The sequence below is a fragment of the Salarchaeum sp. III genome (assembly GCF_036418315.1).
In the GTDB taxonomy this organism is placed as follows: domain Archaea; phylum Halobacteriota; class Halobacteria; order Halobacteriales; family Halobacteriaceae; genus Salarchaeum.
In genome coordinates this window covers 22,864-47,434 of sequence record NZ_JAZHPG010000010.1, presented here as the reverse complement: position 1 = coordinate 47,434, position 24,571 = coordinate 22,864, and the positions used below count along the sequence as shown (strand labels likewise).

The window sequence follows — 24,571 nt, the reverse complement described above, 5'->3', positions numbered from 1 at the left end:
CAGTCGTGTTCGACGGATTCTGCAACAATTTCGTTGGCGACGGTGTGGATGTACTGTTTGCGCCACGCTTCTTCGCGCTTACCAAGGCGAAGAAGGGCGTTGTGCGCGGCTTGTGTGCCACACTGTTGCATCTCTCCACGTCGCTTCTCGAACTCGCGACACCAGTGGTCGTAGTCGTCTCCCTGCCAGAAGCGGCCGGTGGAGGCGACGGCCAACGAGTTGACGCCGAGGTCGATACCGAGGACCGTTTGGTCGGGGTGCCCGGTATCTGCCGGAACCTCTGCGCCGTCGCCGTCTATCCGCCGAGTCGAGATGTGGAGGTAGAACTCGTCGGTTGCCGCGTCGTACCGAAGCGTACTCTCACGGAACTCGTACGCTTCGGAGAGTACGTACTGCTCGTAGGGCGTCGGGCTATCCGCCGGGAGAACGAACGAGGGTTCGACTCGGTTCTCGATAGTTGCCAGCGACACTCGTTGCGGTAGAAGGTCGCGCTTCGCGTGTCGTAATCCATCGTCTCGGCGGTGAACGTCGGCCGGGAGACACGCTGTCCCTTTTTCCAGCGTTTGACAACGCTTTTGACGGCTTCGACGGCGCGCCGGATGGCGGCTTGGACGAGTTGGGCCTGTAGGTCTGTCTCTGCTCGGAGGTCGTCGTAGAGTGCGTCTCGAACTTGCCGTTTGTTGGTCTTGCACTCGGTGTATGAGGTGTTTGACCAACAGTAGTCGGCGGTTCGGTTCGCACAGTACAGGTATTGGTCGGCGGTTCGGTGGAGTGCGTCGCGGTGCTCGTCGGAAACGGTGAGTTTCACGACGGCGGTTCGACGCACGTCCATACTTCAGAGAAGAATAATCGGTACTTAATAATTCGGGGGTCGGCCGGTCGCAGTATACCGGTTGCGTCGTACCATGTCGGTTTCCTCTCCGGCCTACTCGCTCCCCTTCGTTACGCCTCGGTCGCTCCTTGAGGTCGGGGGCTCCACCTCGACGTCTGAGCGCCGAACCTTTATCCGCGAACGCCGGAGTAGGGAGTGACAATGACGCGCGTCATCCACACGGGGGACACACACCTCGGGTATCGTCAATATCACTCTCCCGTGCGCCGCCAGGACTTCGCGGACGCGTTCCGGAGCGTCGTCGCGGACGCCGTCGAGGACGGCGTGGACGCGGTCGTGCACGCGGGCGACCTCTACCACGACCGCCAGCCCGGACTTCCCGACCTCCTCGACACCATCGACATCCTCACCCCGCTTCGCGAACACGACATCCCCTTCCTCGCGGTGGTCGGAAACCACGAGAGCACGCGGCAGGGCCAGTGGCTCGACCTCTTCGAGACGCTCGGCCTCGCCACCCGACTCGACGCCGAGGGAACCGCAGTGGGGGACACGACGTTCTACGGCCTGGACTACGTCCCCGAGTCGAAGCGCGACCAGCTCGACTACGAGTTCGCGGTCCCAGACACTGAGCACGCCGCGCTGGTCTCCCACGGCCTGTTCACGCCGTTCCCGCACGCGAACTGGGAGACCGAGACCGTTCTCGGGGAGTCGAACGTGGACTTCGACGCGTTCCTCCTGGGGGACAACCACGCGCCGGACCGCGCCGAAGTGCTGGACACGTGGGTGACGTACTGCGGGTCGACCGAGCGCGCGAGCGCGAGCGAACGCGACCCCCGCGGCTACAACATCGTCACGTTCGACGGCGGCGCGAGCATCACCCGACGAGGCGTCGACACCCGAGATTTCGTGTTCCTCGACCTCGACCTGAAGGGCGACGAGGGGACGGCGTACGTCCGCGACCGCGTCCGCGAAGCCGATGTGGAGAACGCAGTCGTCGTCGTCACCATCGAGGGCGAGGGAGGGCAGGTGACGCCCGCCGACGTGGAGTCGTTTGGCGAGGAGCGCGGCGCGCTCGTCACGCGCGTGAACGACCGCCGCGAGGTTGAGGACGAAGCGGACATCGACGTGAGTTTCGCCGACCCCGACGAGGCCGTCCGGGAGCGCGTGCGCGACCTCGGACTGAGCGAGACCGCACGCGACATCGATGAGGCTGTCCGGGAGAGCAAGCTCGCGGACGCGAACGTCCGCGACGCCGTGAAGGACCGCGTTCAGGAGGCGATTGCGGACGCCCCCGACCCCGCGAGCGACGACGAGGACGGCGAACGGGAGAGAAAAGCGGCCGACGAGACAGACGGGCAGGCGGCGATGGGTGAGTTCCAGTGAAGTTCGAGCGGGTGCGGATTCGGAACTTCAAGTGTTACGACGCGGAGGACGTGCGGCTCGACCGCGGCGTCACCGTCGTCTACGGTCTGAACGGGAGCGGGAAGTCGAGCCTCCTCGAAGCCTGCTTCTTCGCGCTGTACGGGACGGACGCGGTCGCCGGGACGGCCGACGAGGTCGTGACGACCGGCGCGGACGAGATGGCAGTGACGCTGTGGTTCAGTCACGACGGCGCGGAGTACGAACTCTCACGCGAACTCAAACTCCGCGACGGCCGCGTCGGCCGCCACGACTGCGTCCTCACGACGCCCTCCGGGAGCATCGAGGGTGTGACGGACGTGGAATCGCACGTCGCCGACCTCCTGCGGATGGACGCGTCGGCGTTCGTGAACTGCGCGTACGTCAGGCAGGGCGAGGTGAACAAGCTCATCAACGCCAGCCCGAGCGAGCGCCAGGACATGATAGACGACCTCCTCCAGCTCGGGAAACTGGAGGAGTACCGCGAGCGCGCCGGAGACGCCCGGCTCGGCGTCGAGGACGTGCTCACGGAGTATCGGAGCCGGCTCGAACAGCGCGCGGAGGACGTAGCCGACCTCGAAGACGAGAATCTCCACGAGCGACTGAACGCCCTCCAGTCCGACCTCGCGGAGGTCGAGTCCGAGATAGAGCGCTTCGAGGAGAACGAGCGGAACGCCCGGGAGACGAAGGAGGAGGCGGAGCGCGTGCTCTCCGAGTACGAGGAGAAACGCGACGAACTCGACTCGGTGCGGGAGACAATCGCGGACCTCCGCGAGGACATCAGCGAGACCGAAAACGAGCGCGACAGCCTTCAGGAGACGCTACGCGAGCACCGCGAGCGCGCCGACGACCTGGACGACCGCGTGGACGCCCTCCTCACAGAGACGGCGTTGGACGCCGACGCGGCGGACATCGACGCGGACGCCGTGGAGGCGCGGCGCGAGGATCTCGACGCGGAACGCGAGAGCGTGCAGTCGGAGATTCAGGAGGTCGCGAACGAGATGACGAGCGACCGGAAGGACGCCGAGTCCGCTGAGGACCGCGCCGACGACCTCGAATCGCGGGCCGAGGACGCCCGCGAACGCGCGGAGCGCTTGGAGGAAGACGCCGAGTCGGCCGCCGAGGAGGTGGAGGAACTCGACGCGAAACTCGACGAACTCGACGACGAAATCGAGGACGCGCGCGAGGCGTTCGCGGACGCGCCCGTCGAGTTCGGGGACGCCACGGAGTTCCGCGAGGAACTCGACTCGGAGCGCGACGACCTGCGCGCGGAACGAACCGAGATTCGGGAGGCGTTGGCGTCCGCACGGTCGCGCGTCGAGGACGCGGAAGAGCTGCTCGCGGAGGGAAAGTGTCCCGAGTGCGGTCAGCCCGTCGACGGGTCGCCGCACGTCGAGTCCATCGAGGACCACCGCGAGCGCGTCAGTGAACTCGAAGCGGACCTCGAGTCGGTCGAGGACGACCTGGAATCGGTCTCGGCGCGCATCGAGACCGCGGAGGAGCTTGCGTCGGTCGAACGGACGGTGGCGGACCTCGAATCGAAGCGAGAGTCGACCGCCGAGTTGCGGGAGGCGAAGGCGGAGACGGTGGCGGAGAAGCGCGCGGACGCCGAGGACGCCCGCGAGCGGGCGGACGACCTGACGGAGCGGGCCGAAGAAGAGCGCGCGGACGCGGACGCGGCGCGGGAGCGCGTGGAGTCGCGGCGGGAGCGCCTGGGTGACCTCCAGACGGAGAAGCAGTCGCTGTCGGAGCGCGTCGAACACCTGAACGACCTCGCGGACGCGCTGCGAGAGCGTGAGAGCGCGCGGGAGGAAGCCGAGCGCGTCGCGGAGAAACGCGAGAGCCTCGCGGAGCGCAACGAGGAGCGCCGCGAGCGCGTCGCGGAACTCCGGGAGCGCAAGCAGTCGCTCGAAGCCGCGTACGACGAGGAGCGCATCGAGACCGCGGAGGCGAACAGGCAGGAGGCCGAGCAGTACCTCGAACAGGTCGCTGAGAAACTGGAGTCGCTCCGCGAGCAGCGGGACGAAATTCAGGGGAAAATCGGGGGCGTGAAGAAGGACCTCGACACGCTCGAACGGTTGCGCGAGGAGCGCGACGCGCTCGAAGAGACGGTCGAAGAACTCCAGGACGTGCACGGGGAGACGGAGTCCCTCGAATCGCTCTACGGCGACCTGCGCGCGGAGTTACGCCAGCGGAACGTCGACCGGCTGGAGCGCCTGCTGAACGAGACGTTCGACCTCGTCTACCAGAACGACTCGTACGCCCGCATCGAACTGGACGGGACGTACGAGCTGACGGTGTACCAGAAGGACGGCGAGCGCCTCGACCCCGAACAGCTTTCGGGCGGCGAGCGCGCGCTGTTCAACCTCAGTCTTCGGTGCGCCATCTATCGGTTGCTCTCCGAGGGCATCGAGGGGTCGGCGCCGATGCCGCCGCTGATTCTCGACGAACCCACGGTGTTCCTCGATTCGGGACACGTCTCGCAGCTCGTGGAATTGGTGGAGTCGATGCGGGACATCGGCGTGGAGCAGATTCTCGTGGTGAGTCACGACGAGAGCCTGCTCGGCGCCGCGGACGACCTCGTGCGGGTGCAGAAGGACGCGACGACGAACCGCTCGCACGTCGAGCACGATACCCCGGCGCTCAACGCGGATTGAGGAGTTTCGCGACGCCGCGGTCGCCCGTCGAGGTGAGCCCGTATCCGGGTTCGCCGGCGACGGTGGCTTCCTCGACGACGCCGGCGGCGCGGCACTCCGTGAGGAGGCCGAGGAGGTCGCTCTCGCAGAACGAGTAGTCGGTGAGCATGTCGCGGACGGGCCGCGGGCCGTTCTCGTGGAGGTCGAGGAGGAGGCCGAGCGAGCGGTCGTCGTGGGCGACACGCAGGACGGCGCGCACGCTCTCGGGGACGGCGGCGGCGCGGGTTTCGAGCGCGGGGCTGTCGAGCGCTTCGAGTTCGTCGTTCGGGACGTACGTCTCCTCGCCGGTGTCTGGATTGCGAACGAGACTGCTCTCCGCCGATTCCTTCACGAGCACGTACACGTCGCCGTCGTAGCGAACGCTCTGCGTCATTCGTCTCGCTGTGCGACGATTTCGCCGATGCGGGCCTTCGAGCGCTTGTAGTCCCACGCGCAGTACGCGAGGATGGCCGCGCCGGCGAGTGCGGTGCCGCCGCCGACGACGAGGAGGCCGCGGAACGCGAGGAACATGAGACCGAGCGCGAACAGGAGGATACCGACGTTGAGGAAGGCGACGAGCTTCCAGAATCGGAGTTTAATCTCCGTCGGGACCTCCGTGGACTCCCCGTCCTCGTCGTCGTCGTCGTTGTCGGGGACCGCGGTCTGTGGTTTCAGCGGATTGTACACGGACGTGTGAAGCCGTCCGAAGGAAGAAAAGCTATCGCTGCTCGGTGAGCGGCATCGCGTTCGTGGCCTTGAGCCACGCGAGCGGGTTGTCCGCGTCGTAGAGTACGACCCCGTCCTCGGTGTCGTAGGATTCCACGGTCGGACCCTCCTCCCCCTCCGGCAGCTGGGGTACGTGGTTCCGGCGCTCTTCGTCACCCGTCGTCGCGTGGTCGGACACGTGTGTCACCTCACCCCACGATAAGAAGTACCACGGTATAACCCTTTTCCCCGGCGGTCGGCGGACGCAGGGTCTTTTAGGCGAGCACATCCAAGGAATGAGCAATGCCTAACGCCAGCCTGACGGACTTCGACGGCGGCGGGGACGACGCGGCCGCCGAGGGGGACGGCGACCGGCCCGCCGCGGAGGCGCGGTACGTCGCCGGGGACGGCGACCCGGTCGTGAACGAAATCATCGACGCCGAGGAGGGCGCGCTCCCCGAAACCGAGGGAACGGTCGACATCGCGGTCACGCAAGTGGACTACACGGTCGAGGGACAAGGGAGCCGCGAACGTCCGGTCATCCACGTCTTCGGCCGCCGCCCGGACGACACGCCCGAGCACGTCCGCGTCCACGGCTTCCGCCCCTACTTCTACACGCCCACCGACAGCCTCTCCGAGGGCGACCTGCAGGACGACGTCATCACGGGCAGCGAGGACGGCTACGAGAGCATTCGGGGCGAGGAACTGACAAAGGTGTTCGGGCGGACGCCCCGAGACGTCGGGAACATCCGGGACCGCTTCGACCACTACGAGGCGGACATCCTCTTCCCGAACCGCTTCCTCATCGACAAGGACGTGAACAGCGGTCTTCGCGTCCCCGAGCGCCGCGCGGAGGAGGACGACGCGCTCGTCGCGCACCACGGCGAGGTCGACGCCGTCGAGGCCGAAGCGACCCTGCGAGTGAACACGTTCGACATCGAAGTGGACGACCGCTCCGGGTTCCCGGAGGACGGCGAGGAACCCATCGTCTGCCTCACCAGCCACGACAACTACCGCGACGAGTACGTCGCGTGGCTCTACGACGCCCCCGACGCCAACGTCCCCGCGCCCGACGACCTCGCCGACTACGACCTGCTCGACGAGAAGGCGGACGCGAGCGTCGAGGTGCGGTCGTTCGACGAGGAAGAAGAGATGCTGGACGCCTTCCTCGCGTACATCGAGGACACGGACCCCGACGTGCTCACGGGCTGGAACTTCGAGGACTTCGACGCGCCGTACTTCATCGACCGCCTCGACGTGCTCGGGATGTCCTACGACCGCCTCTCCCGCGTGAACGAGGTGTGGACGGGCGGCTGGGGCGGCCCGAACGTCAAGGGGCGAGTGGTGTTCGACCTCCTGTACGCCTACCAGCGCACGCAGTTCAGCGAACTCGACTCCTACCGACTGGACGCCGTCGCGGAGACCGAACTCGGCGTCGGGAAGGAACGCTACACGGGCGACATCGGCGACCTCTGGGAGCAAGACCCCGAACGCCTCCTCGAGTACAACGTCCGGGACGTGGAACTCTGCGTCGAAATCGACCGAAAACAGGACGTGATTCCGTTCTGGGAGGAGGTCGCGTCCTTCGTCGGCTGTAAACTCGAGGACGCGACGACGCCCGGCGACGCGGTCGACATGTACGTCCTGCACAAGGTCCACGGGAGTTTCGCGCTGCCGTCGAAGGGCCAGCAGGAGTCCGAGGACTACGAGGGCGGCGCGGTGTTCGACCCCATCACGGGCGTCCGCGAGAACGTCACTGTACTGGACCTTAAGAGCCTCTATCCGATGTGCATGGTGACCACGAACGCGTCACCGGAGACGAAAGTCGACCCCGACGCCTACGACGGCGAGACGTACGTCGCGCCGAACGGCACGCACTTCCAGAAGAACCCCGACGGCGTCATTCGGGAGATGGTGGACGAACTCCTCGAGGAGCGCGAGCAGAAGAAGTCGCGGCGGAACGACCACGACCCGGACAGCGAGGGCTACGAGCGCTACGACCGCCAGCAGTCAGCTGTCAAGGTTATTATGAACTGCTTCACGTCGGACACCGACGTTCTCACGCCGAACGGCGTGCGGAACATTCGCGATCTCCAGGTGGGTGACGAGGTGTACTCGCTCGACCCGGAGACGATGCGGATGGAGGTGAAGCCCGTCGTCGAGACGCACGCGTACCCGGACTATCGTGGCGACCTCGTGGACATCCAGACGAGCAAGACGGACTTCCGCGTCACCCCGAACCACCGGATGCTCGTTCGGCAGAACGACACGAACGGCGTCGAGTGGGACGACTACCGGTTCGTCGAAGCCGGCGACCTCAACTCCGCGTCGCAGTACGAACTCCCCCACGACTGGACGGTCCCGCATGGCGACCGACTGGAGGAAGTCGACCTCACGGAACTCCTCGACAGCGAGTACGAGGTCTGGGTTCGGCCGTCCGTTCACGGTCGAACGTTCACGACCGAGCTCGGCTGGACGCCGCGCCGGGTTCCGAAAGCCGACATCGGGAAGACTGGGTACGTCTTCTCGGCTGCGGAGTTCGAAGCGCATCGCGACTACATCGAGTCCGTGTGTGAGACGAGTTACATCCACCGTGAGTCCGGCCGGAAGTGGATTCCGCGCACGTACGACGGTGATGACTTTCTCGACTTGCTTGCGTGGTACGTCACGGAGGGGAACGTCTACACCTCGGAGGACAAGCAGTTCGGAGAACAGTTCCGCGGATCGGCGACGGCCATCAAAATCGCACAGAACGCTGTCACGGATGGTGGTACGGCGGACGACCACGCGCGTATCGGCGCGCTCCTCGACCGGATGGGCTTCGACTACTACGTCGACGACCGCTCCTACCAGTTCACGTCCCGACTCCTCGGCGAGCTGCTCGAACGACTCTGCGGTGAGAACAGCTTCGAGAAGCGGATTCCCGAACGGGTCTTCGAGACGAACGAGGAACAGAAACGTCGGTTCCTCGACACACTGGTCGCGGGTGACGGTGACCGGCAGGTGAACGCGTGGAGATATACGACATCGAGTGAGACGCTCCGGGATGATGTCCTCCGTCTCTGCACGCACCTCGGCGAGACGGCGAGCTACAATCACGACAGCGGGTCGTGGCGCGTCTACTGCACGGAGGGAGCGAAGAACTCGTTCCGAATGAACCGCTCGGGCGGTCGAAGCACCGCGGACGACGGCGTGTACTGTGTGACCGTCGAGGACAACCACACGCTGCTCGCGGGCCGGAACGGTAAATTCCAGTTCGTCGGGCAGTCGCTTTACGGCGTTCTTGGATGGGAGCGCTTCCGGCTCTACGACAAGGAGATGGGGGCGGCGGTCACCGCGACCGGCCGGGACGTCATCGAGTTCACTGAAGAAGCGGCGAACGAAATCGGCCACGAAGTCGCGTATGGTGATACTGACAGCGTGATGCTGGAACTCGGTCCCGAATTCTCGAAGGACGAGGCCATCGAGACCTCGTTCGACATTGAGGAGCACATCAATAGCCGGTACGACGACTTCGCGCGCGACGAACTCAACGCGCACCACCACCGGTTCCAGATCGAGTTCGAGAAGCTCTATCGGCGGTTCTTCCAGGCGGGGAAGAAGAAGCGGTACGCGGGCCACATCGTCTGGAAGGAGGGAAAGGACGTGGACGACATCGACATCACGGGGTTCGAGTACAAGCGCTCGGACATCGCGCCGATTACGAAGGAGGTGCAGAAGGAGGTTATCGACCGCATCGTCCACGGGGAAGATATTGACAGCGTGAAGGACTACGTGCACGGCATCATCGAGGACTTTCAGGCCGGTAACGTCGACCTCGACGATGTCGGGATTCCGGGCGGTATCGGGAAGCGCCTCGACAACTACGACACGGACACGGCGCAGGTGCGGGGGGCGAAGTACGCGAACCTCCTCCTCGGCACGAACTTCCAGCGCGGGTCGAAGCCGAAGCGGCTGTACTTGCGGAAGGTCCAGCCGGAGTTCTGGCGGCGCGTCGAATCCGAGCAGGGACTCGACCCACAGACCGACCCGCTCTACGGGGAGTTCAAGCGCGACCCCGATGTCATCTGTTACGAGTACGCCGATCAGATTCCCGAGGCGTTCGAGGTGGACTGGGACACGATGCTCGATAAGACCCTCAAGGGACCCATCGAGCGCATCTTGGAGGCGCTCGAAGTGTCGTGGGAGGAAGTGAAGAGCGGGCAGACCCAGACCGGCCTCGGGAGTTACATGTGACTACCAGTCGCTGAACTTGTCGCGGCGGTAGAGGTCGATTTCGCTGGCGGTGGACTGGTCTTGGCGTGCGGCGAACGCGATGGCGTCCGCGATTTCCGCGGGGGCCGTGACTTCGCCCTCCTCGAATCGGTCCTCGAAGCTTTCACCCATCTCGCTGCCGAATTCGGTGCGGACTTCGGTGGGGTTGACGACGGTGACGCCGACGCCCTGGTCGCCGTACTGGCCTTCGACGCTGTGCGCGAACCCGCGCGTCCACCACTTCGTCGCGGCGTACACCGGGCTTCCCGGTCGGGGATACTGTCCGGCGAAACTCCCGACGAACACGAGGTTCCCCTGGGCGTCGACCAGGTGGGGGAGCGCGGCGCGGGTGGCGTAGAACATCCCGTGACAGTTCACGGCCATCATCGTCTCGTACGCGTCGGTGTCCATGTCCGCCACGTCCCCGTCGCCGCGGGCGAGGCCGGCGTTGTTCACGAGCACGTCGAGGCCGCCGAAGTACTCCACCGTGTTCTCGACCAGCGCGTCGACGGCGTCCTCGTCGGTGACATCGGTGGGAGCGACGAGCGTGTCGGCGCCGTACTCGGTTTGGAGAGTGTCGGCGATGGTCTCCAGTCGGTCCGTCCGGCGGGCGGCGAGCGCGACGTTCGCGCCGTCCGCGGCGAGCGCGTGCGCGGTGGCGCGCCCGATGCCGGCGCTCGCACCAGTGAGGACCGCGGTGCGTCCGTCGAGGGGGGACTCCTGACCCATACGGGCCGTGCGTCGGGCAGTGGTTTCGGTCTTTTCCCGCCCCGCAAGACCAGGGGGTTTTCCGTTTTAAGAAATTAATTTCTGTTTGGGAAAACGTGATACCCGTGGATGCGTAAGCATTATGCGTCGCAAACCCCTCCTTCGAGATGACTGAAGGCATGGCTACGCTTACACTACAGAACGTACACGCGGAAGTCGCAGAGGAGGGCGAGAAGATTCTCAACGGTGTCGACCTCGAGGTCGACTCCGGCGAGATTCACGCCCTGATGGGTCCGAACGGCAGCGGGAAGTCCACGACCTCCAAGGTCATCGCGGGCCACCCCGCCTACGAAGTCACGGAGGGCTCCATCACACTCACGCTCGACGACGACGACTTCGGTGACGTCGACGAAATACCGGAGGACGCACGCGAGTGGGACCTCCTCTCCATGGAGCCGAACGAACGCGCCGCGCTCGGCGTGTTCCTCGCGTTCCAGTACCCCGCGGAAATCGAGGGTGTCACGATGACGAACTTCCTCCGTACCGCGCTCAACGCGAAACTCGAAGAGCGCGAGGAACTCCTGTTCGGCGAGGACGAGGAAGGAGAAGAGGAGGAAGCCGGCTACGACACCAGCCCGATGGAGGGCCCCGCGGACGAGGGCGACGTCGGCGTCGCCGAGTTCCAGCAGCTCCTCTCGGAGAAGATGGAGCTCCTCGACATGGACGAGAAGTTCGCGCAGCGCTACCTCAACGCCGGGTTCTCCGGCGGCGAGAAGAAACAGAACGAAGTCCTTCAGGCGGCCATTCTGGAGCCCGCAATCGCGGTGCTGGACGAGATCGACAGCGGTCTCGACATCGACCGCCTGCAGGACGTCGCGGACGGCATCAACGCCCTGCGCGACGAACAGAACACCGGCATCCTCCAGATCACGCACTACCAGCGCATCCTCGATTACGTCGAGCCTGACACGGTTCACATCATGCTCGACGGCGAGATTGCGATGGAGGGCGGCCCCGAGATCGCGGAGAAGCTCGAAGACAAGGGGTACGACTGGGTGCGTGACGAGGTCTACGGCGCGGCCTAAGATACAATCATGAGTTCAGACGAACACCTCAAAGACACCGACACGGAAGCGCGCTTCGAGTTCAAGAAAGAAGAGAGCTCGGCGTTCGAGTCGGGGAAAGGACTGACCGAGGAGACCATCCGTCTCATCTCGGAGGACAAGGACGAGCCCGAGTGGATGCTGCAGCGGCGTCTTCGCGCGCTCGAACACTACCAGGAAATGCCGCTGCCGACGGACTGGCCGGGCCAGCCCGACCTCACCGAGCTCGACATCGAGGAGATCGTTCCCTACATCCGTCCCGACATCGAGACGCGGGGCGGCGCGGAGAACTGGGAGGACCTCCCGGACGAGATTCAGGACACGTTCGAGAAGCTCGGCATCCCGGAAGCCGAGCGGGAGGCGCTCTCGGGCGTCGGCGCGCAGTACGAATCCGAGATCGTCTACCAGAACATGCAGGAGCAGTGGGAGGAAAAAGGGGTCGTCTTCATGGACATGGACAAGGCCGTCCAGGAGCACCCCGAGAAAGTGAAGGAGCACTTCATGACGAAAAACGTGCCCCCGAGCGACAACAAGTTCGCCGCGCTCCACGGCGCCGTCTGGTCCGGCGGCTCCTTCGTCTACGTCCCCGAGGACGTGACGGTTCAGATGCCGATTCAGGCGTACTTCCGCATGAACAGCGAGGGCATGGGCCAGTTCGAGCACACGCTCATCATCGCGGAGAAGGGAAGCGAAGTCCACTACATCGAGGGCTGTAGCGCGCCGAAGTACGGCACGCACAACCTCCACAGTGGTGGCGTCGAAGTCTTCGTCGGCGAGGACGCGCACGTGCAGTACTCGACCGTGCAGAACTGGTCGAAGAACACGTACAACCTCAACACGAAGCGCGCTATCGTCGAGGAGAACGGCACGATGGAGTGGGTGTCCGGCAGCATGGGGTCGAAGGCGACGATGCTCTACCCCTGCACCATTCTCAAGGGTCGCGGTGCGACGGACAACCACATCACCATCGCGTTCGCGGGCGAGGACCAGGACATCGACACCGGCGCGAAAGTCTACCATAACGCGCCCGAGACGAAGTCCACTATCGAGTCCAAGAGCATCTCGAAGGACGGCGGCCGCACGAACTACCGCGGCCTCGTCCACATCGCGGACGGCGCGGAGAACTCCAGCACCTCGGTGGAGTGTGACGCGCTGATGTTCGACAACGAATCCACGTCGGACACGATGCCGTACATGGAGATCAACGAGTCGAAGGTCGATGTCGCCCACGAGGCGACTGTGGGTAAAATCGGCGACGAGGACGTGTTCTACCTCCAGTCGCGCGGACTGGACGACGACGACGCGAAGCAGATGATCGTCGCCGGCTTCATCGAGCCCATTACGGAGGAACTGCCCATCGAGTACGCGGTCGAACTCAACCGCCTCATCGAACTGGAGATGGAGGGGAGTCTCGGATGAGCACGCAACTCCACGACGGCATCACCGAGGAGACGGTTCGAGAGCTCGCAGCAGAGCGTAACGAGCCGGAGTGGCTCCTCGAAACACGCCTCGACGCGCTCGACGAACTGGACAGTCTCGACTACCCGAGCGTCATTCAGACGCCGGGGCGGAAGTGGACGAACCTCGAGGACCTCGACTTCGAGGCGCTCGTGGAGCCGCACGAGCAGACCGAGGAGAAGGACCTCGAAGTCGACGAGGACGCGACCGTGGTGCCGTTCCACCGCGCGCTCGACGACGCGGACCTCGAAGCGCTCGTAAAGGAGCACTTCGGGAGCGTCGTTTCCACCACCGAGAACCGACTGACTGCGCTCTCCACGGCGCTGTTCACCACCGGCACCGTCATCTACGTCCCGAGCGGCGTGGACGCGGAGGACGTGAAGGTGCGGACGACGATGAACGGCCGGTCGCTGTTCAACTACACGCTCGTCGTCACCGAGAAGAACGCCTCCGTGACGATCCTGGAGCGACAGGACACCGGTGAGGAGCTGGAGTCGCGTAGCGACTCCGAGCGAGCGAGCAGTGACGAACCGCGAGCCGACGGCGAGCGGTACTACTCCGGTATCGTCGAGGTCGCGGCGGGCGAGAACTCGTACGTCCAGTACGGGAGCCTGCAGGACTTCGACCAGCAGACGTACAACTACACCGTGAAGCGCGGTGACGCCGACACCTACAGTACGATACACTGGATCGAGGGCAACCTCGGGAGTCGGCTGACGAAGACCGCGGTCAGCACGGAACTCAACGGGGACAGTTCGGAGACGCAGATCGTCGGCGCGTTCTTCGGGCACGACGACCAGCACTTCGACCTCGAAAGCGCTGTCTGGCATCGCGCCGAGCACACGACTGCGGACCTCGTCACCCGTGGCGTTATCGACGACCACGCGCGCTCCGTCTACGAGGGCACGCAGGACGTCGGCCGCGACGCCTGGGACACCTCGAGCTATCAGCGCGAGAACACGCTGATGTTGTCCGACGAGTCCGAGGCGGACGCGTCGCCGAAGCTCATCATCAACAACCACGACACGGAAGCCAGTCACTCCGCGACGGTCGGTCAGATCGACGAGGAGGACCTCTTCTACATGAAGAACCGCGCGGTCCCGCCGCAGACGGCGAAGAACATGCTCGTCGAGGGGTTCTACGTCCCCGTCCTCGAAGAGATCAAAGTGGACGAGCTCCGCGACGACCTCCAGCAGCGCATCCACGAACGCCTCAACTAGCGGTTTTTTCTTTCGCGGCCGCGATTAGCCGGTGTGAGCGACAGCCTCGTCCGCGACGCGGCTCGCGGGGATGCGGCGCGCGTTCGTGAGATAGCGGCCGTGGCGTGGCGTGACGCGCACGCGCCGCTCATCGGCGAGGAGCGTGTGGCGGAGTTCCTCGCGGAGCACTACACGGAGCGCGACCTCCGGAACGCCATCGCGAGCGAGAAGTCCGCGTTCCTCGTCGCGGAACGCGAGGCTGTGGTCGGGTTCGTGGAGGTCGGGCCGGTGGACGACCCCGACACGTGGAGCGTCTACCGCATCTACGTTCACCCCGAACACTACGGCGCTGGCGTCGGCACCGCACTGCTCGACGCGGCGGAGTCTCGACTCCCGGATTCCGTGTCACGGCTTCGGTTGGTCGTGCTCTCCGGGAACGACCGTGCACGCCGATTCTACGAGGCGCGCGGGTTCGAGTTCGTGCGGGAGACGCCGAACGAGTTCGACACTCGGGACGCGGTGTACGCGAAGCGACTGGACGGCACCGTTTAAGTTCGCGCGGAACGACCCATCGAGTATGACGGACGGACGCCGAGGTGAACCGTGAGTTCAGTCGCCGCCCGCGTGGATTCCGACGACCAGCTCGCGCGCCTCCTCCAGATCGGAATCGTGCTCGAAGAAGTCGTGGAAGCCCGCGCGTACCAACACTACCAGCGGCTCCCCGTGGACGAACGCGACGAACGCATCGAGGAACTCCTGGCGGACGCCCGCGAGGAGTCCCACAGTCACCGCGAACGCCTCGAAGCCCTCGTCGACGAATTGGACGCGGAAAGCATTCCGTTCGACGACATCCAAACACTCGTGAACGCCCAGTACGCACAGACGCGCCCCGACGACTTCGACGGCGTGCTCTACGACCAACTGAACGGCGAAGAAACGGCCTACAAGTTCTACGACGACCTCATCGACGCCATCGAGTCGAGCGACGCGGAGTTCAGCATCCCCCGCGACAGCCTGCTCGGCGTGCTTCGCGACATCCGGCAGGCCGAGGCCGAGGGCGTCGAAGAAGTCGCGAACCTCATGGAGGACCGCGTATGACGGAGGTGAGCGGGAAATGAGGCGAGCGATACCATCGGCCTCGCGTGCTCACGGCGCCCTACAGGGGTGGTCGCCGTGAACTCTGTCGCACGCGATGCGCGCGACGTGCTCACGCGAACCACGAGGTGGTTCGCGTGAACCGTACGAGACAGGAAGTCTCGCGTGCTCACGGCGCCCTACAGGGGTGGTCGCCGTGAACACAGCCGACCAGTACCTCAAAACTGTCTTCGTCGTCCAGCAGCTGGAGGACGGCCCGGCGTCGACGGGCGCGCTCGCGGACCGCCTGGACGTGAGTCCCGCGAGCGTGAACGAGATGATCGGAAAACTCGAAGACCGCGGTCTCGTCACGCACGAGAAGTACAAGGGCGCCGCGCTCACCGATGACGGCGAGGCGCGCGCGGTCGAGGCGCTCGGGACGTACTGCATCCTCGAACGCTTCCTCGCGAACGTCCTCGACGTCGAGGAATACAGGGAGGAAGCGCGACAGCTCGAACCCGTTATCGACGAGACGGTCGCGGACCGCCTCGACATGATTATCGACCGCGAACCCGACTGTCCCGCCTGCTTCGACCCCGAAGCCGACGCGTGCGGGAAGCTCGTCGAGGAACTCGAAGGCGTTCAGGCGGACGACTAGCCGCCACACATACACCACTCGCCCGCAAAGTGGGCGTATGGAAGACGACCTCGGCACGGCGAAAATCGTCTACGACGACCCCGACGAGGGAACCGTCGAACGCGAAATCGAGAACGAGAACATCGCGTACTTCCAGGACCACTGGATTCTCAAGGTCGACGAGGACGACGGGAAGGACGTTGTCCGCCGCATTCCGGTCGAACGCGTTCACTACGTCGAACGTTCCGTCGAAACGTTCGAGGACGAAGTCTCCACTCTCAAATCCCAAGTGGAGTCGTTCGCGGGCGACGTCCGCGACACCATCTTCGGCGGCCGCACCCAAACCAGCGAGTCGAGCGACGTCACCCGAATTGACGTGGAGAGCGGCGACGAAACCGACCGGTAACCCCGAATCGGCGAAAGTGACTATATCGCTGCGTTCGTGTTCGGCGTATGGAGTGCCCGGCGTGCGGGAAACAGCTTCCTACTGAACAGGGTGTCCGCCAGCACCACACGAAAGTCCACGGCGACCCACTCCCGAACCGAACCTGCGCAGACTGCAACCGCGATTTCTACGACCCGAAATCCCGCCGAACCTACTGCGACGACTGTTACAGCGAGGCCGGCGAGAAAAACGGCAACTACCAGAACGCAAAAGAGACTGCTGCGTGTGAGCGCTGCGGCGACACGTTCGACTACTATCCGTCCGAAAAGAAGGGAGTGTACTGCTCGGACTGCGTCGAGAACGCGGACGGCTTGCTTCCCGAGAACCCGGCGGAGCGAGAGCGCGTCGTGACGGAGTGTCCAGCCTGCGGTAGTGGGAACACTGTCGTTCCCTCCCGGGCAGCGAACTCGCGCGGTGTCTTCTGTGACAGTTCGTGTTACGGTGCGTGGCTGTCGGAGCACGTGGTCGGGGAGACGCATCACCAGTGGGCGGGCGGGCCGATTCAATACGGACGGACGTGGTGGAGGGTTCGACGACGAGCACTCAGGCGAGACCAGTATCGGTGTCAACGATGTCTGCGGAGCGAGGGGCAACTACCACGACGCCCCGACGTACACCACATCCGCCCCGTTCGAGAATTCGAGAACCCGAGTGACGCCCATCGACTCGACAACGTCGTCGCGCTCTGTCGGCCGTGCCATCGCCGCGTCGAAGAAGGACTCGTCGAACTTCCGCGCGATCAGTGAAGAGAAATTCTCTTGTACGGCCGCGCGTCTACATTCGAAACAGAGTCCCGTAGTGGTGAGCAGTTCCCACGGAACTGCGAGGTACGCGGGGCCGGGTGACGGGAAGTCCCGTGGTGTAGTGGCCAATCATATGGGCCTTTGGACCGGTGCGGTACGAGGCGTACCGGGAAGACAGCCCATGACGGCGGTTCGAATCCGCCCGGGACTATTCTGCGAGGAACGACGAGCGAATAGTTCAGCGGATTCGACACCCAGAGGACGAGCGGATTCGAGTTCTCGCGGTTCGAATCCGCCCGGGACTATTGTCAAATTTTTAACCTTTTTGCGTGGGGAGCGTAGTGGTTTTCCTCGTCGGGAGTGAGATACGGGTATGAGTGTCTTGGAGTCGTTGCCGGGGCGGGCGTTGAGTATGGAGGAGGTGGCGGCGTTGAACGAGTCGGAGGCGTTCGAGTTGGTGGTGCCGGTGGAGCAGGAGGAGGCGGTACGGGCGGAGTCGATGGAGGAGGTGTCGGTGAGCGAGGCGGTGGTGTTGGTGACGGCGTCGTGGGCGAAGGCGGTGGTGTTCGACGACGGGTGGTCTGTGGTGGAGTCGGTTGACCTCGACGGCGTGGAGGACCGAACGGAGGCGTTGCTGGAGTGCGAGCACGCGATTGAGGACGCGCGGTTGCCGGGCGAGCGCGCGAACTAGCGCGTCGGGGTTTCTTCTGGGGGATGTGGGCGGCCTGCAAAAGGCTAAAGAGCGAAACAAGCGTTTATCTACGTAATGAGTTGTACGTATCGGATTCGAACGGAGGTGGTGAGATGGGCGTCGAGATAAGGGATTCGCCGGTCTCGTCGGAGGAACTGGCGGAGATGAAGACGTTCGTCTCGGACTACCTCGCGGCGAGCGTGGAGAACGAGGACGGCGGGGGGCGGATGCGGTGGTATCCGTGGCATTCCGCGGAGTACCGGTTTAATCACATCCTGAACGTGACGGATCTCGCGGTCGAGATCGCACAAAAGGGGGGTGCCGACGTTGACGTGGTGCGGGTGGCGTCGCTCTTTCACGACGTGGCGAAGCTGGAGGCGGACCAGGACGTGCACGCGGAGGAGGGTGCGCGAGTGGCCCGGGAGTTCTTGGAGACGCACGGCGACTACCCGGCGTCGTTCGTCGACCGCGTGTGCGACGCTATCGCGAAGCACTCCTATCAGGGACCGCTCGCGGACCTCTCGCTGGAAGCGCGGTGTCTGGTGGAGGCCGACCTCCTCGATAAGGTCGGCGCGAACGGCGCCGTGTTGATGTTGCTGCGGATGGGGTACGAGGCGCGCACGCACATGGATTCGGCGGAGATGATCGAGCGCGTGTACGAGCGCGGCGAGGAAGCCGTGAGTCGCGTTGAGAGCGACGCCGCGGAGTCCATCGCGCACGAGCGACTCAAGCGTGTACGGTGGTTCCGGGAGTGGTTGGAGGGCGAGGTCGCGCGGATGGAGACCGAAGACCGGCGTTAAACCGTGTGGGAGCGTTCGACGGCGGCGCCCACGCAGAAGAAGAGCGCGGCGACGACCGCGATGATGAGCACGATGTCGCTGATGAGACCAAAGACGAACACGCCGAACGCGGCGAACACGACGGCGGACGCGGCCTCGATGTAGAGGGAGGGGAGGACGCGCTCCGCTTGTTCGCCGATGAGCGCGTCGACGCCGGTGCGGAGCGCGAGCGCGGCGACGACGCCGAGGAAGACGGAGACGAGTGAGTTCGGGAACGTCGCGGCGAGCGCGATGGTGAGGAGTTGGGTTTTATCCCCGAACTCGGCGAGGCCGATGAACGTGAAGCCGGTGAGTGTCGGGCCGTGGCCCTCGGTGAGTCCACGGAGCGACGCGGGGACGAGGCTCGCGGGGTCGTAGGGAGTGAGTGGGTCGGCGCGAACGGCGTTGAGGACGTTCAGGAGCGTCCACGCGGCGAACACGAGGAAGAGGCCGCCGGTGGCGACGGTCATCGTGGACGCGGGGACGACGCGCGTGATTGTGCTGCCGAAGACGACTTCGAGCGCGCTCCACGCCGCGAACGCGGCCATCGCGCCGACGAAGATGCGTTTCGCGTCGTACTTCGTAGCGAGTGTGACGACGGCGAGTTGGCCTTTGTCGCCGAACGTCGCGAGGAGGTTTGCGAGGAACGCGGCGAGGAACGGCCCGTAGTGCGCGTACTGCTCGATGATTCCCTGCAGGCCGCTCGCGGTCATGGCTGTGCCTCGGCTGCGGGGTGGACGCGGATGGTCGCGGCGACCGATTCGGGGAGCGTCACCGTCTCGCCATTGATGTCGAGGACGAGCGTGCCGATGGGCGTGGTGTCGGAGACGGTGAGTCGCGTGTTGGGTTCGACGCCGACCTCGGAAAGGTAGCGGAGTTCCTCGTCGTCGCGGTCGCTCACGCGTGCGACGACCACCTCGTCGCCGGGTTCAGCGCTCGCGAGCGAGACGGTGTCGTCCTCGGCGAGCGTGAGGTCTTCGCTCGGGATGGGGTCGCCGTGCGGGTCGACGCGGGGGTCGCCGAGCGCGTCGGCGACGCGTCGTTCGAACTCCTCGCTGATGTGGTGTTCGAGCGCGTCCGCCTCGTCGTGGACTTCGGACCACTCGTAGTCGAGGTGTTCGGCGAGGTAGGCTTCGAGGAGGCGGTGGTGGCGAAGCACTTCGAGCGCGACGGTCTCGCCGTCATCGGTGAGTTCGACGCCCTTGTACTTCTCTCGGACGACGAACCCGCGGTCCTCCAGTTTCTCCAGCATCGAGGTCACGGTCGGCGACGTCACGTCGAGCGCGTCCGCGAGTGCGGACGTGCGGACGGGCGGGCCGTGCTCGCGCTGGAGCATATAGACCGTCTTCAGGTAGTCTTCCATCACATCGGAGAGCATCACGATACGACAGGGTTAGCCCCGTCTAACTATGAAGTTTGTGCCCTCGACTAGATGCCCTTGCTCATCAGGTGGCTCCGCAGCACGTCATCGTCCTTGCTGCCGTGGCCCGTGTTCAGGAGCACGATAGTGTCGTCCTCGTCGAACTCGCCACGCTGGGCGAGTTCCCACGCGCCGGACGCCGCCGCGGCGCACGTCGCGCCCATCTCAACACCCTCGTTCTGCGCGACCGTGATAGCGGAGTCGAGGATGTCCTGGTCGCTCGTCGCCACCGCGCCGCCGCCGGACTCCCGGAGCGCGTCCAGAATCAACGGGCTCGCGCCAGGGTCGGGAATCTCGATACCGCCGCAGATGGTGTCCGGGTTCTGCCACGGCTCGTGCACGTCTCGGCCCTCCTCGAACGCCCGCACGACCGGCGCACAGCCCTCCGCCTGCGCCGCGTACATCGCCGGCAGGTCGTCTGTGAGCCCAAGGTCGCGGAGTTCCGTCGCGGCCTTGTGCATCCCCACCAATCCGACGCCGCCGCCCGTCGGGTAGACGACCGCGTCCGGGACCTCCCAGTCGAGCTGCTCGACCGTCTCGTACAGCATCGTCTTCTTCCCCTCGTGGCGGTACGGCGTGACGAACGTCTTCACCGAGTACCACTCGGGGTTCTCCGCCATCGCGCCCTCGTACGCCGCGCCGGCGTCCCCGATGCGGCCCTCGACGACGTTCATGTCGCCGCCGTGCACGTTCACCATCGCCTTCTGCGTGAACCCCGACCGGGACGGCAGGAACACGTGCGCGTCGAGGCCCGCGCGGGCCGCGTACGCCGCGGCCGCCTGCCCCGCGTTCCCCGCCGACGCCAGCGCCACATCGCTCGCACCGTGCTGGCGAGCGGCCGTCACCGCCACCGTCTGCCCGCGGTCCTTGAACGTCCCCGTCGGATTCCGACCCTCGTCCTTGATGAGGACGCGCCCGACGCCGAGTTCGCCCGCGAGCTTCGGCGCCTCCACGAGCGCCGTCGCCCCCTCGTCCATCGACACCGCCGACTCACGCGTGAACGGCAGGAGTTCCTCGTACCGCCACATCGAATCGAAGCGCCGCGACTCGAACGTCTCCCGCGACACCTCAAGCGCGTCGAAGTCGTACTCGGGGTCGAGAATCCCCTCACACTCCGAACACCGATGCGTCGCCTCCTCGGCGTCGAACAACTCCCCACAGTCCACACACCGCAGTCCGATGAACGCCTCAGTCGTCTCCATACACCACCTCCACGGCCCGCGTCGAAAGGAGTTACCCTTGCGGGACGACCCACCGCTTGCTGCGTCGCACTCGCTCGCGCGACCGATGCTATTTTCTTCTCACCACCCGCCCACTCGGGTATGGCCGACGTGCTCTCCGATAAGCGCTCCTCGACGCGCTTCCGGATTCTGGTGGAAATCGCGGACCGGCAACCCGCGGTGAGTCAGGGCGAGATAGCGGACGCCGTCGGCGTCACGACGCAGGCGGTCTCCGAGTACATCCGGGAACTCACGGAGGAGGGCCTGGTGGAGAAGGAGGGACGGTCGCGCTACCGAATCACGAAGGAGGGCGTGGACTGGCTCCTCCGGACCGCGGACGACGTGCGGCGGTACGCCGACCGCGTGACCGAGGACGTGCTCGGGAGCGTGCAGGAGGACGCCGCCATCGCCACCGGCGACATCAGCCAGGGCGACACCGTCACGCTCGACATGCGCGAAGGACTGCTGCACGCCACGCCCGGCGAACACGGGCCGGCGACCGGCGTCGCGACCACGGACGCCGCCGCAGGCGAGGACGTGGGCGTCACGGGCTTCGAGGGCATCATCGACCTCGCGCCCGGCACAGTCACCGTCTACCAGGTGCCGCCCGTCCGCTCCGGCGGCAGCAGCGAGGTCGCGCTCGACGAACTCGACGCGGAAGTCGCGGCCGCGGACCTCGTGCTCGCCGCCGGCGTCGAAGCCGTCGTCGCGCTCCGGAAGACCGACACCGAACCCGCGACCACGTTCGCCGCCGGCGACGTGGCCGCCGACGCCGCGAGCCGCGGCCTCGACGTCGTCGTCGTCGCCACCGCGGACGCCGTCGGCCGCGTCACCGACCCCCTCCGGGACGCCGGCGCGACCTACGAAGTCGTCGACCTCTAGAAGAACGTTATCCGATGTACCGAAGGTCGTCCTCGCTTCCCGGACTGGGGCCCTGTTCCATCTGCTGCATCTGCTCGACCACGTCCTCCATCTCGTCCGCGCGTTCGTCCAGCGCGTCGAAATCCACGTCGAACCCGAGAAGGGCTTCGAGGACTTCGAGCACGGCTTTCGCGCTCTTCGGGTCGACGAGGTATCCCGAGGTCTCACCCATCAGGCAGGCGGCGTCGAACCCGCGGCGGCCACCGAGACCGAGGAGGAGCCCGCTCGTGCCGACGATGCCGCCCGCGGGTTCCTCCGAGCGGAACTCGACACCAGCGTCCTCGAGGTCAGCCTTGAGCGATTCGTCGCTGACGGCGCCGACGACGCCGTACTCCTCGATGAGTTCGCCGGTGGGAACGCCGCCGAGCGCGAACAGTTCGGTGGCGTCGAACTCCTCCGCGATGTCGAGAAAGGCGTCCGTAACTCGGTAGTGTCCGGCGTTCTCCTGCGCCTGATGGTCGCCCGTGAGCACGAGGAGGTCGCGGCCGTCCGTCTCGACGGCGTGCACCTCGACGTGCGCGAGCTCCGCGACGCCCTCGTCCCCGACCGTCACCTGCGGCGGGAAGTGCTCCGAGTACACGCGTCGAACGAGCGTGCTCTCCCCCTCCTCCACGATGTGCTCGGCCACGAGCTTCCCGACGTGCCCGACGCCCGGCAGCCCCTCGACGAACACGGGGTCGGAGAGGTCAGCGTCCGCGACCGTCTCGACTTCGAGTTCTTCCATGTCCTTAGTCCCGGACGCGTCTCTTAAGAGCGCGTCGGTACTCCCCGTACGGGTCCTCGGGGTTGAACGGCGCTGGCGCGCTGTTCTCAGTCTCGCGCCCGCACTCGGGACAGGTAGAAGAGAGTGTGTACACCGGGCGGTCGTGGTCGCGGCACACCCGGATGTCGGACTTCACTGGTCTTCGTCGAGCTGCCGGTCGCGGTGGAACTCACCGGTCCCGCCGGCCGCGGCGATAGCGTCGGTTGCGCGGGCGGCGCTCGCTTCGAGTTCGTCCTCCGCGGTCTTGTAGTTCGGCGCCTGCACCTTGATGCGGTACTCCGGCGACCCGACGTACGTCACGTCCAGGTCGATTTCGTCCGGAATCTCGCCGTTTCCTTCCGCGGCCTGCAGCGCCTCCTTGATGTCGTCCACGCCGTCCCCGTCCGAGGATTCGAGGTGAACGTACCCGGTCACAGTGACGTAGGGAACGGAGACGTTGTCGCGGGCGGTGGAGACGATAGCGTCGATGTCGTCGTCGTCCAGGTCGGTGGGTTCGAGCGCCTCCGGTCCGTGGATGGCGGCCTGTTCGAAGCCCTGGTAGAGGCTGCCGAACTCGGCGATGAGTTCGTTCGCGATGTCGCGGAACTGGTCGTCCGCCATGTCCTCGCCGAACGCGATGCTCATCCACTTATCGGCCTTCTGCTCGTTCTTCCAGTCCTGGATGGCGTCCGAGCGCTGGTGGTCGTTGACGTCCTTGATGGAGAGGTCGATCTGCTGGGCGTCCCGGTCCACGTCGAGGACTTTCGCGACGACGGTCTGTCCCTCGCGGACGTGGTCGCGGACGTTCTTGATCCAGCCGGACGCGACCTCGCTGATGTGGACCAGCCCGCGCTTGTCCTTGTACTCCTCGAGGTCGACGAACACGCCGAAGTCCTCGATCTCGTCGACCTTTCCGACGACGAGTTCACCGGGCTCGGGCCAGCCTTCGTACTTCATCGAGTCTCGACGGTTTCGAGGACGTCGCCCTCGATGTCGGCCTCCCCGCCGGTCGGTCGTGCGAGCGTCGTCCCGCAGACGGCGCACGCGACCTCGCTGGAGGCTTTCCCGAAGACGATCTGTTCGTTCTCACAGTCCGGACATTCGACGCTGTAGAAGTTCCCGGGCATTATTCCTGAAGCTCCAGTCGGCCTGCGCGCCATCCCTCGCGGAGGTGGGCCTTCCCACACTCGTTGCAGCGGTACTTGAGGTCCGTCTTCTTGGTGGGCTTGTCGCCACCGGGGACCTTCGAGAACTTCCCGGAGTTCCCGATGCGGGAGGTTTTGCGGTCGCGCTGGCGGCCGTTGACCTTCGTCATGCCGGAGGTGCGGCCGGAGCGGACTTTCTCGACCTCGTGTTCATTGTGTTCGTTGCAGTGCGGGCAGTACGTGTTGAAGCGGCGTGGCATCTGCATAGTGAATCGACTCTTGTCGTCTGCTTCGACTGGGGGCCTTAAAATCCGCACGGTTCGACCCCGGTCCATCATCACCCCCACCGAAAACCCAATGCCGTGCGAGTCGTACGCACACGC

At 65.4% G+C, this 24,571-nt stretch carries 26 protein-coding genes, 1 tRNA gene and 1 pseudogene; 15 read left to right on the top strand and 13 right to left on the bottom strand.

The features are described 5' to 3' along the window. A pseudogene (locus U3A55_RS15180) lies at window positions 1-832 on the bottom strand (RNA-guided endonuclease InsQ/TnpB family protein); the annotation flags it as partial. Between the two features lie 201 nt (window positions 833-1,033). On the opposite strand from U3A55_RS15180, the gene mre11 reads away from it, so the two are divergent. Beyond that, window positions 1,034-2,215 carry a DNA double-strand break repair protein Mre11 gene (gene mre11 / locus U3A55_RS00795; RefSeq protein ID WP_330989610.1) on the top strand — a complete coding sequence of 394 codons (1,182 nt, stop codon included), beginning with the start codon at window positions 1,034-1,036 and terminating at the stop codon, window positions 2,213-2,215. Then, the gene (gene rad50 / locus U3A55_RS00790) at window positions 2,212-4,887 is read left to right on the top strand and encodes a DNA double-strand break repair ATPase Rad50 (protein ID WP_330989609.1); all 2,676 of its coding nucleotides are present in this window, start codon (window positions 2,212-2,214) and stop codon (window positions 4,885-4,887) included. Before mre11 ends, rad50 begins: the two co-directional genes overlap by 4 nt. Here rad50 and U3A55_RS00785 read toward each other — a convergent pair. From U3A55_RS00785 to U3A55_RS00775, 3 genes are read right to left on the bottom strand one after another with little or no spacing between them, the layout of a single operon-like run. Beyond that, the gene (locus U3A55_RS00785; RefSeq protein ID WP_330989608.1) at window positions 4,874-5,299 is read right to left on the bottom strand and encodes a DUF7346 family protein; all 426 of its coding nucleotides are present in this window, start codon (window positions 5,297-5,299) and stop codon (window positions 4,874-4,876) included. The genes rad50 and U3A55_RS00785 overlap by 14 nt on opposite strands. Then, window positions 5,296-5,592: a DUF7322 domain-containing protein gene (locus U3A55_RS00780; RefSeq protein ID WP_330989607.1), complete on the bottom strand. Its 297-nt coding sequence runs from the start codon at window positions 5,590-5,592 to the stop codon at window positions 5,296-5,298. The genes U3A55_RS00785 and U3A55_RS00780 overlap by 4 nt, the downstream gene beginning before the upstream one ends. Window positions 5,593-5,623: 31 nt before the next feature. After that, window positions 5,624-5,818: a DUF7331 family protein gene (locus U3A55_RS00775; protein ID WP_330989606.1), complete on the bottom strand. Its 195-nt coding sequence runs from the start codon at window positions 5,816-5,818 to the stop codon at window positions 5,624-5,626. A gap of 95 nt (window positions 5,819-5,913) precedes the next feature. Here U3A55_RS00775 and U3A55_RS00770 point away from each other — a divergent pair, with 95 nt between their 5' ends. Next, window positions 5,914-9,846, top strand: a complete 3,933-nt coding sequence (locus tag U3A55_RS00770) for a DNA polymerase domain-containing protein (RefSeq protein ID WP_330989605.1) — start codon at window positions 5,914-5,916, stop codon at window positions 9,844-9,846. Here U3A55_RS00770 and U3A55_RS00765 read toward each other — a convergent pair whose 3' ends face one another. Further along, window positions 9,847-10,593 (bottom strand): SDR family oxidoreductase, encoded by a 747-nt coding sequence (locus tag U3A55_RS00765; RefSeq protein WP_330989604.1) that lies wholly within the window; start codon window positions 10,591-10,593, stop codon window positions 9,847-9,849. A gap of 158 nt (window positions 10,594-10,751) precedes the next feature. Here U3A55_RS00765 and U3A55_RS00760 point away from each other — a divergent pair, with 158 nt between their 5' ends. The 11 genes from U3A55_RS00760 (at window position 10,752) to U3A55_RS00710 (ending at window position 18,722) form a co-directional block, all read left to right on the top strand. Further along, window positions 10,752-11,657, top strand: coding sequence for an ABC transporter ATP-binding protein (locus U3A55_RS00760; RefSeq protein WP_330989614.1), 906 nt, complete (start codon window positions 10,752-10,754; stop codon window positions 11,655-11,657). A 9-nt stretch (window positions 11,658-11,666) separates the two neighbouring features. Continuing rightward, entirely contained in the window at window positions 11,667-13,094 is a 1,428-nt protein-coding gene (gene sufB / locus U3A55_RS00755; RefSeq protein WP_330989603.1) for a Fe-S cluster assembly protein SufB, read from the top strand. Continuing rightward, on the top strand, window positions 13,091-14,353 hold the full coding sequence (sufD, locus tag U3A55_RS00750; protein WP_330989601.1) for a Fe-S cluster assembly protein SufD: 1,263 nt from the start codon (window positions 13,091-13,093) through the stop codon (window positions 14,351-14,353). The genes sufB and sufD overlap by 4 nt, the downstream gene beginning before the upstream one ends. 33 nt (window positions 14,354-14,386) lie before the next feature. After that, window positions 14,387-14,884 (top strand): GNAT family N-acetyltransferase, encoded by a 498-nt coding sequence (locus tag U3A55_RS00745; protein WP_330989600.1) that lies wholly within the window; start codon window positions 14,387-14,389, stop codon window positions 14,882-14,884. 51 nt (window positions 14,885-14,935) lie between these two features. After that, window positions 14,936-15,430 (top strand): ferritin-like domain-containing protein, encoded by a 495-nt coding sequence (locus tag U3A55_RS00740; RefSeq protein ID WP_330989599.1) that lies wholly within the window; start codon window positions 14,936-14,938, stop codon window positions 15,428-15,430. A gap of 193 nt (window positions 15,431-15,623) precedes the next feature. Then, on the top strand, window positions 15,624-16,064 hold the full coding sequence (locus U3A55_RS00735) for a metal-dependent transcriptional regulator (protein WP_330989598.1): 441 nt from the start codon (window positions 15,624-15,626) through the stop codon (window positions 16,062-16,064). A 37-nt stretch (window positions 16,065-16,101) separates the two neighbouring features. Then, a complete protein-coding gene (locus U3A55_RS00730; protein WP_330989597.1) occupies window positions 16,102-16,449 on the top strand; it encodes a hypothetical protein in 348 nt (115 codons plus the stop codon). Between the two features lie 47 nt (window positions 16,450-16,496). After that, window positions 16,497-17,234 (top strand): HNH endonuclease, encoded by a 738-nt coding sequence (locus U3A55_RS00725; protein ID WP_330989596.1) that lies wholly within the window; start codon window positions 16,497-16,499, stop codon window positions 17,232-17,234. Window positions 17,235-17,338: 104 nt separating this feature from the next. Then, a tRNA-Gln gene (locus U3A55_RS00720) sits at window positions 17,339-17,442 on the top strand. A gap of 162 nt (window positions 17,443-17,604) precedes the next feature. Next, on the top strand, window positions 17,605-17,922 hold the full coding sequence (locus U3A55_RS00715) for a hypothetical protein (RefSeq protein ID WP_330989595.1): 318 nt from the start codon (window positions 17,605-17,607) through the stop codon (window positions 17,920-17,922). Between the two features lie 113 nt (window positions 17,923-18,035). Beyond that, on the top strand, window positions 18,036-18,722 hold the full coding sequence (locus tag U3A55_RS00710; RefSeq protein ID WP_330989594.1) for an HD domain-containing protein: 687 nt from the start codon (window positions 18,036-18,038) through the stop codon (window positions 18,720-18,722). On the opposite strand, the gene U3A55_RS00705 is transcribed toward U3A55_RS00710, so the two are convergent. From U3A55_RS00705 to U3A55_RS00695, 3 genes are read right to left on the bottom strand one after another with little or no spacing between them, the layout of a single operon-like run. Then, on the bottom strand, window positions 18,719-19,453 hold the full coding sequence (locus U3A55_RS00705) for a TMEM165/GDT1 family protein (RefSeq protein ID WP_330989593.1): 735 nt from the start codon (window positions 19,451-19,453) through the stop codon (window positions 18,719-18,721). The genes U3A55_RS00710 and U3A55_RS00705 overlap by 4 nt on opposite strands. Then, window positions 19,450-20,118 carry a metal-dependent transcriptional regulator gene (locus tag U3A55_RS00700; protein WP_330989613.1) on the bottom strand — a complete coding sequence of 223 codons (669 nt, stop codon included), beginning with the start codon at window positions 20,116-20,118 and terminating at the stop codon, window positions 19,450-19,452. Before U3A55_RS00700 ends, U3A55_RS00705 begins: the two co-directional genes overlap by 4 nt. 50 nt (window positions 20,119-20,168) lie before the next feature. Next, on the bottom strand, window positions 20,169-21,362 hold the full coding sequence (locus U3A55_RS00695) for a threonine synthase (RefSeq protein ID WP_330989592.1): 1,194 nt from the start codon (window positions 21,360-21,362) through the stop codon (window positions 20,169-20,171). Window positions 21,363-21,482: 120 nt separating this feature from the next. Between U3A55_RS00695 and U3A55_RS00690 the strand changes: the two genes are divergently transcribed. Beyond that, window positions 21,483-22,262: a DUF7839 domain-containing protein gene (locus U3A55_RS00690; RefSeq protein WP_330989591.1), complete on the top strand. Its 780-nt coding sequence runs from the start codon at window positions 21,483-21,485 to the stop codon at window positions 22,260-22,262. 7 nt (window positions 22,263-22,269) lie between these two features. Here the strand turns inward: U3A55_RS00690 and U3A55_RS00685 are convergent, their stop codons facing one another. The 5 genes from U3A55_RS00685 to U3A55_RS00665 are packed head-to-tail and all read right to left on the bottom strand — an operon-like array spanning window position 22,270 to window position 24,454. Next, entirely contained in the window at window positions 22,270-23,025 is a 756-nt protein-coding gene (locus U3A55_RS00685; RefSeq protein ID WP_330989590.1) for a proteasome assembly chaperone family protein, read from the bottom strand. Window positions 23,026-23,029: 4 nt separating this feature from the next. After that, complete coding sequence (locus U3A55_RS00680) at window positions 23,030-23,200, bottom strand: RNA-protein complex protein Nop10 (RefSeq protein WP_330989589.1); 171 nt, start codon at window positions 23,198-23,200, stop codon at window positions 23,030-23,032. Continuing rightward, window positions 23,197-24,000 (bottom strand): translation initiation factor IF-2 subunit alpha, encoded by an 804-nt coding sequence (locus U3A55_RS00675; protein WP_330989588.1) that lies wholly within the window; start codon window positions 23,998-24,000, stop codon window positions 23,197-23,199. The genes U3A55_RS00680 and U3A55_RS00675 overlap by 4 nt, the downstream gene beginning before the upstream one ends. Beyond that, the gene (locus U3A55_RS00670; protein WP_145848054.1) at window positions 23,997-24,170 is read right to left on the bottom strand and encodes a 30S ribosomal protein S27e; all 174 of its coding nucleotides are present in this window, start codon (window positions 24,168-24,170) and stop codon (window positions 23,997-23,999) included. The genes U3A55_RS00675 and U3A55_RS00670 overlap by 4 nt, the downstream gene beginning before the upstream one ends. Further along, entirely contained in the window at window positions 24,170-24,454 is a 285-nt protein-coding gene (locus U3A55_RS00665; RefSeq protein WP_145848056.1) for a 50S ribosomal protein L44e, read from the bottom strand. Before U3A55_RS00665 ends, U3A55_RS00670 begins: the two co-directional genes overlap by 1 nt. Between the last annotated feature and the right edge of the window lie 117 nt (window positions 24,455-24,571).

What these genes read in the sequence shown, in the direction of transcription:
- mre11 (WP_330989610.1), top strand. Translation starts at nt 1,034, where the DNA reads ATGACGCGCGTCATCCACACGGGGGACACACACCTCGGGTATCGTCAA.
- U3A55_RS00785 (WP_330989608.1), bottom strand. Translation starts at nt 5,299, where the DNA reads ATGACGCAGAGCGTTCGCTACGACGGCGACGTGTACGTGCTCGTGAAG.
- U3A55_RS00770 (WP_330989605.1), top strand. Translation starts at nt 5,914, where the DNA reads ATGCCTAACGCCAGCCTGACGGACTTCGACGGCGGCGGGGACGACGCG.
- U3A55_RS00765 (WP_330989604.1), bottom strand. Translation starts at nt 10,593, where the DNA reads ATGGGTCAGGAGTCCCCCCTCGACGGACGCACCGCGGTCCTCACTGGT.
- U3A55_RS00760 (WP_330989614.1), top strand. Translation starts at nt 10,752, where the DNA reads ATGGCTACGCTTACACTACAGAACGTACACGCGGAAGTCGCAGAGGAG.
- sufB (WP_330989603.1), top strand. Translation starts at nt 11,667, where the DNA reads ATGAGTTCAGACGAACACCTCAAAGACACCGACACGGAAGCGCGCTTC.
- sufD (WP_330989601.1), top strand. Translation starts at nt 13,091, where the DNA reads ATGAGCACGCAACTCCACGACGGCATCACCGAGGAGACGGTTCGAGAG.
- U3A55_RS00730 (WP_330989597.1), top strand. Translation starts at nt 16,102, where the DNA reads ATGGAAGACGACCTCGGCACGGCGAAAATCGTCTACGACGACCCCGAC.
- U3A55_RS00725 (WP_330989596.1), top strand. Translation starts at nt 16,497, where the DNA reads ATGGAGTGCCCGGCGTGCGGGAAACAGCTTCCTACTGAACAGGGTGTC.
- U3A55_RS00715 (WP_330989595.1), top strand. Translation starts at nt 17,605, where the DNA reads ATGAGTGTCTTGGAGTCGTTGCCGGGGCGGGCGTTGAGTATGGAGGAG.
- U3A55_RS00710 (WP_330989594.1), top strand. Translation starts at nt 18,036, where the DNA reads ATGGGCGTCGAGATAAGGGATTCGCCGGTCTCGTCGGAGGAACTGGCG.
- U3A55_RS00705 (WP_330989593.1), bottom strand. Translation starts at nt 19,453, where the DNA reads ATGACCGCGAGCGGCCTGCAGGGAATCATCGAGCAGTACGCGCACTAC.
- U3A55_RS00700 (WP_330989613.1), bottom strand. Translation starts at nt 20,118, where the DNA reads ATGCTCTCCGATGTGATGGAAGACTACCTGAAGACGGTCTATATGCTC.
- U3A55_RS00695 (WP_330989592.1), bottom strand. Translation starts at nt 21,362, where the DNA reads ATGGAGACGACTGAGGCGTTCATCGGACTGCGGTGTGTGGACTGTGGG.
- U3A55_RS00690 (WP_330989591.1), top strand. Translation starts at nt 21,483, where the DNA reads ATGGCCGACGTGCTCTCCGATAAGCGCTCCTCGACGCGCTTCCGGATT.
- U3A55_RS00685 (WP_330989590.1), bottom strand. Translation starts at nt 23,025, where the DNA reads ATGGAAGAACTCGAAGTCGAGACGGTCGCGGACGCTGACCTCTCCGAC.
- U3A55_RS00675 (WP_330989588.1), bottom strand. Translation starts at nt 24,000, where the DNA reads ATGAAGTACGAAGGCTGGCCCGAGCCCGGTGAACTCGTCGTCGGAAAG.
- U3A55_RS00670 (WP_145848054.1), bottom strand. Translation starts at nt 24,170, where the DNA reads ATGCCCGGGAACTTCTACAGCGTCGAATGTCCGGACTGTGAGAACGAA.
- U3A55_RS00665 (WP_145848056.1), bottom strand. Translation starts at nt 24,454, where the DNA reads ATGCAGATGCCACGCCGCTTCAACACGTACTGCCCGCACTGCAACGAA.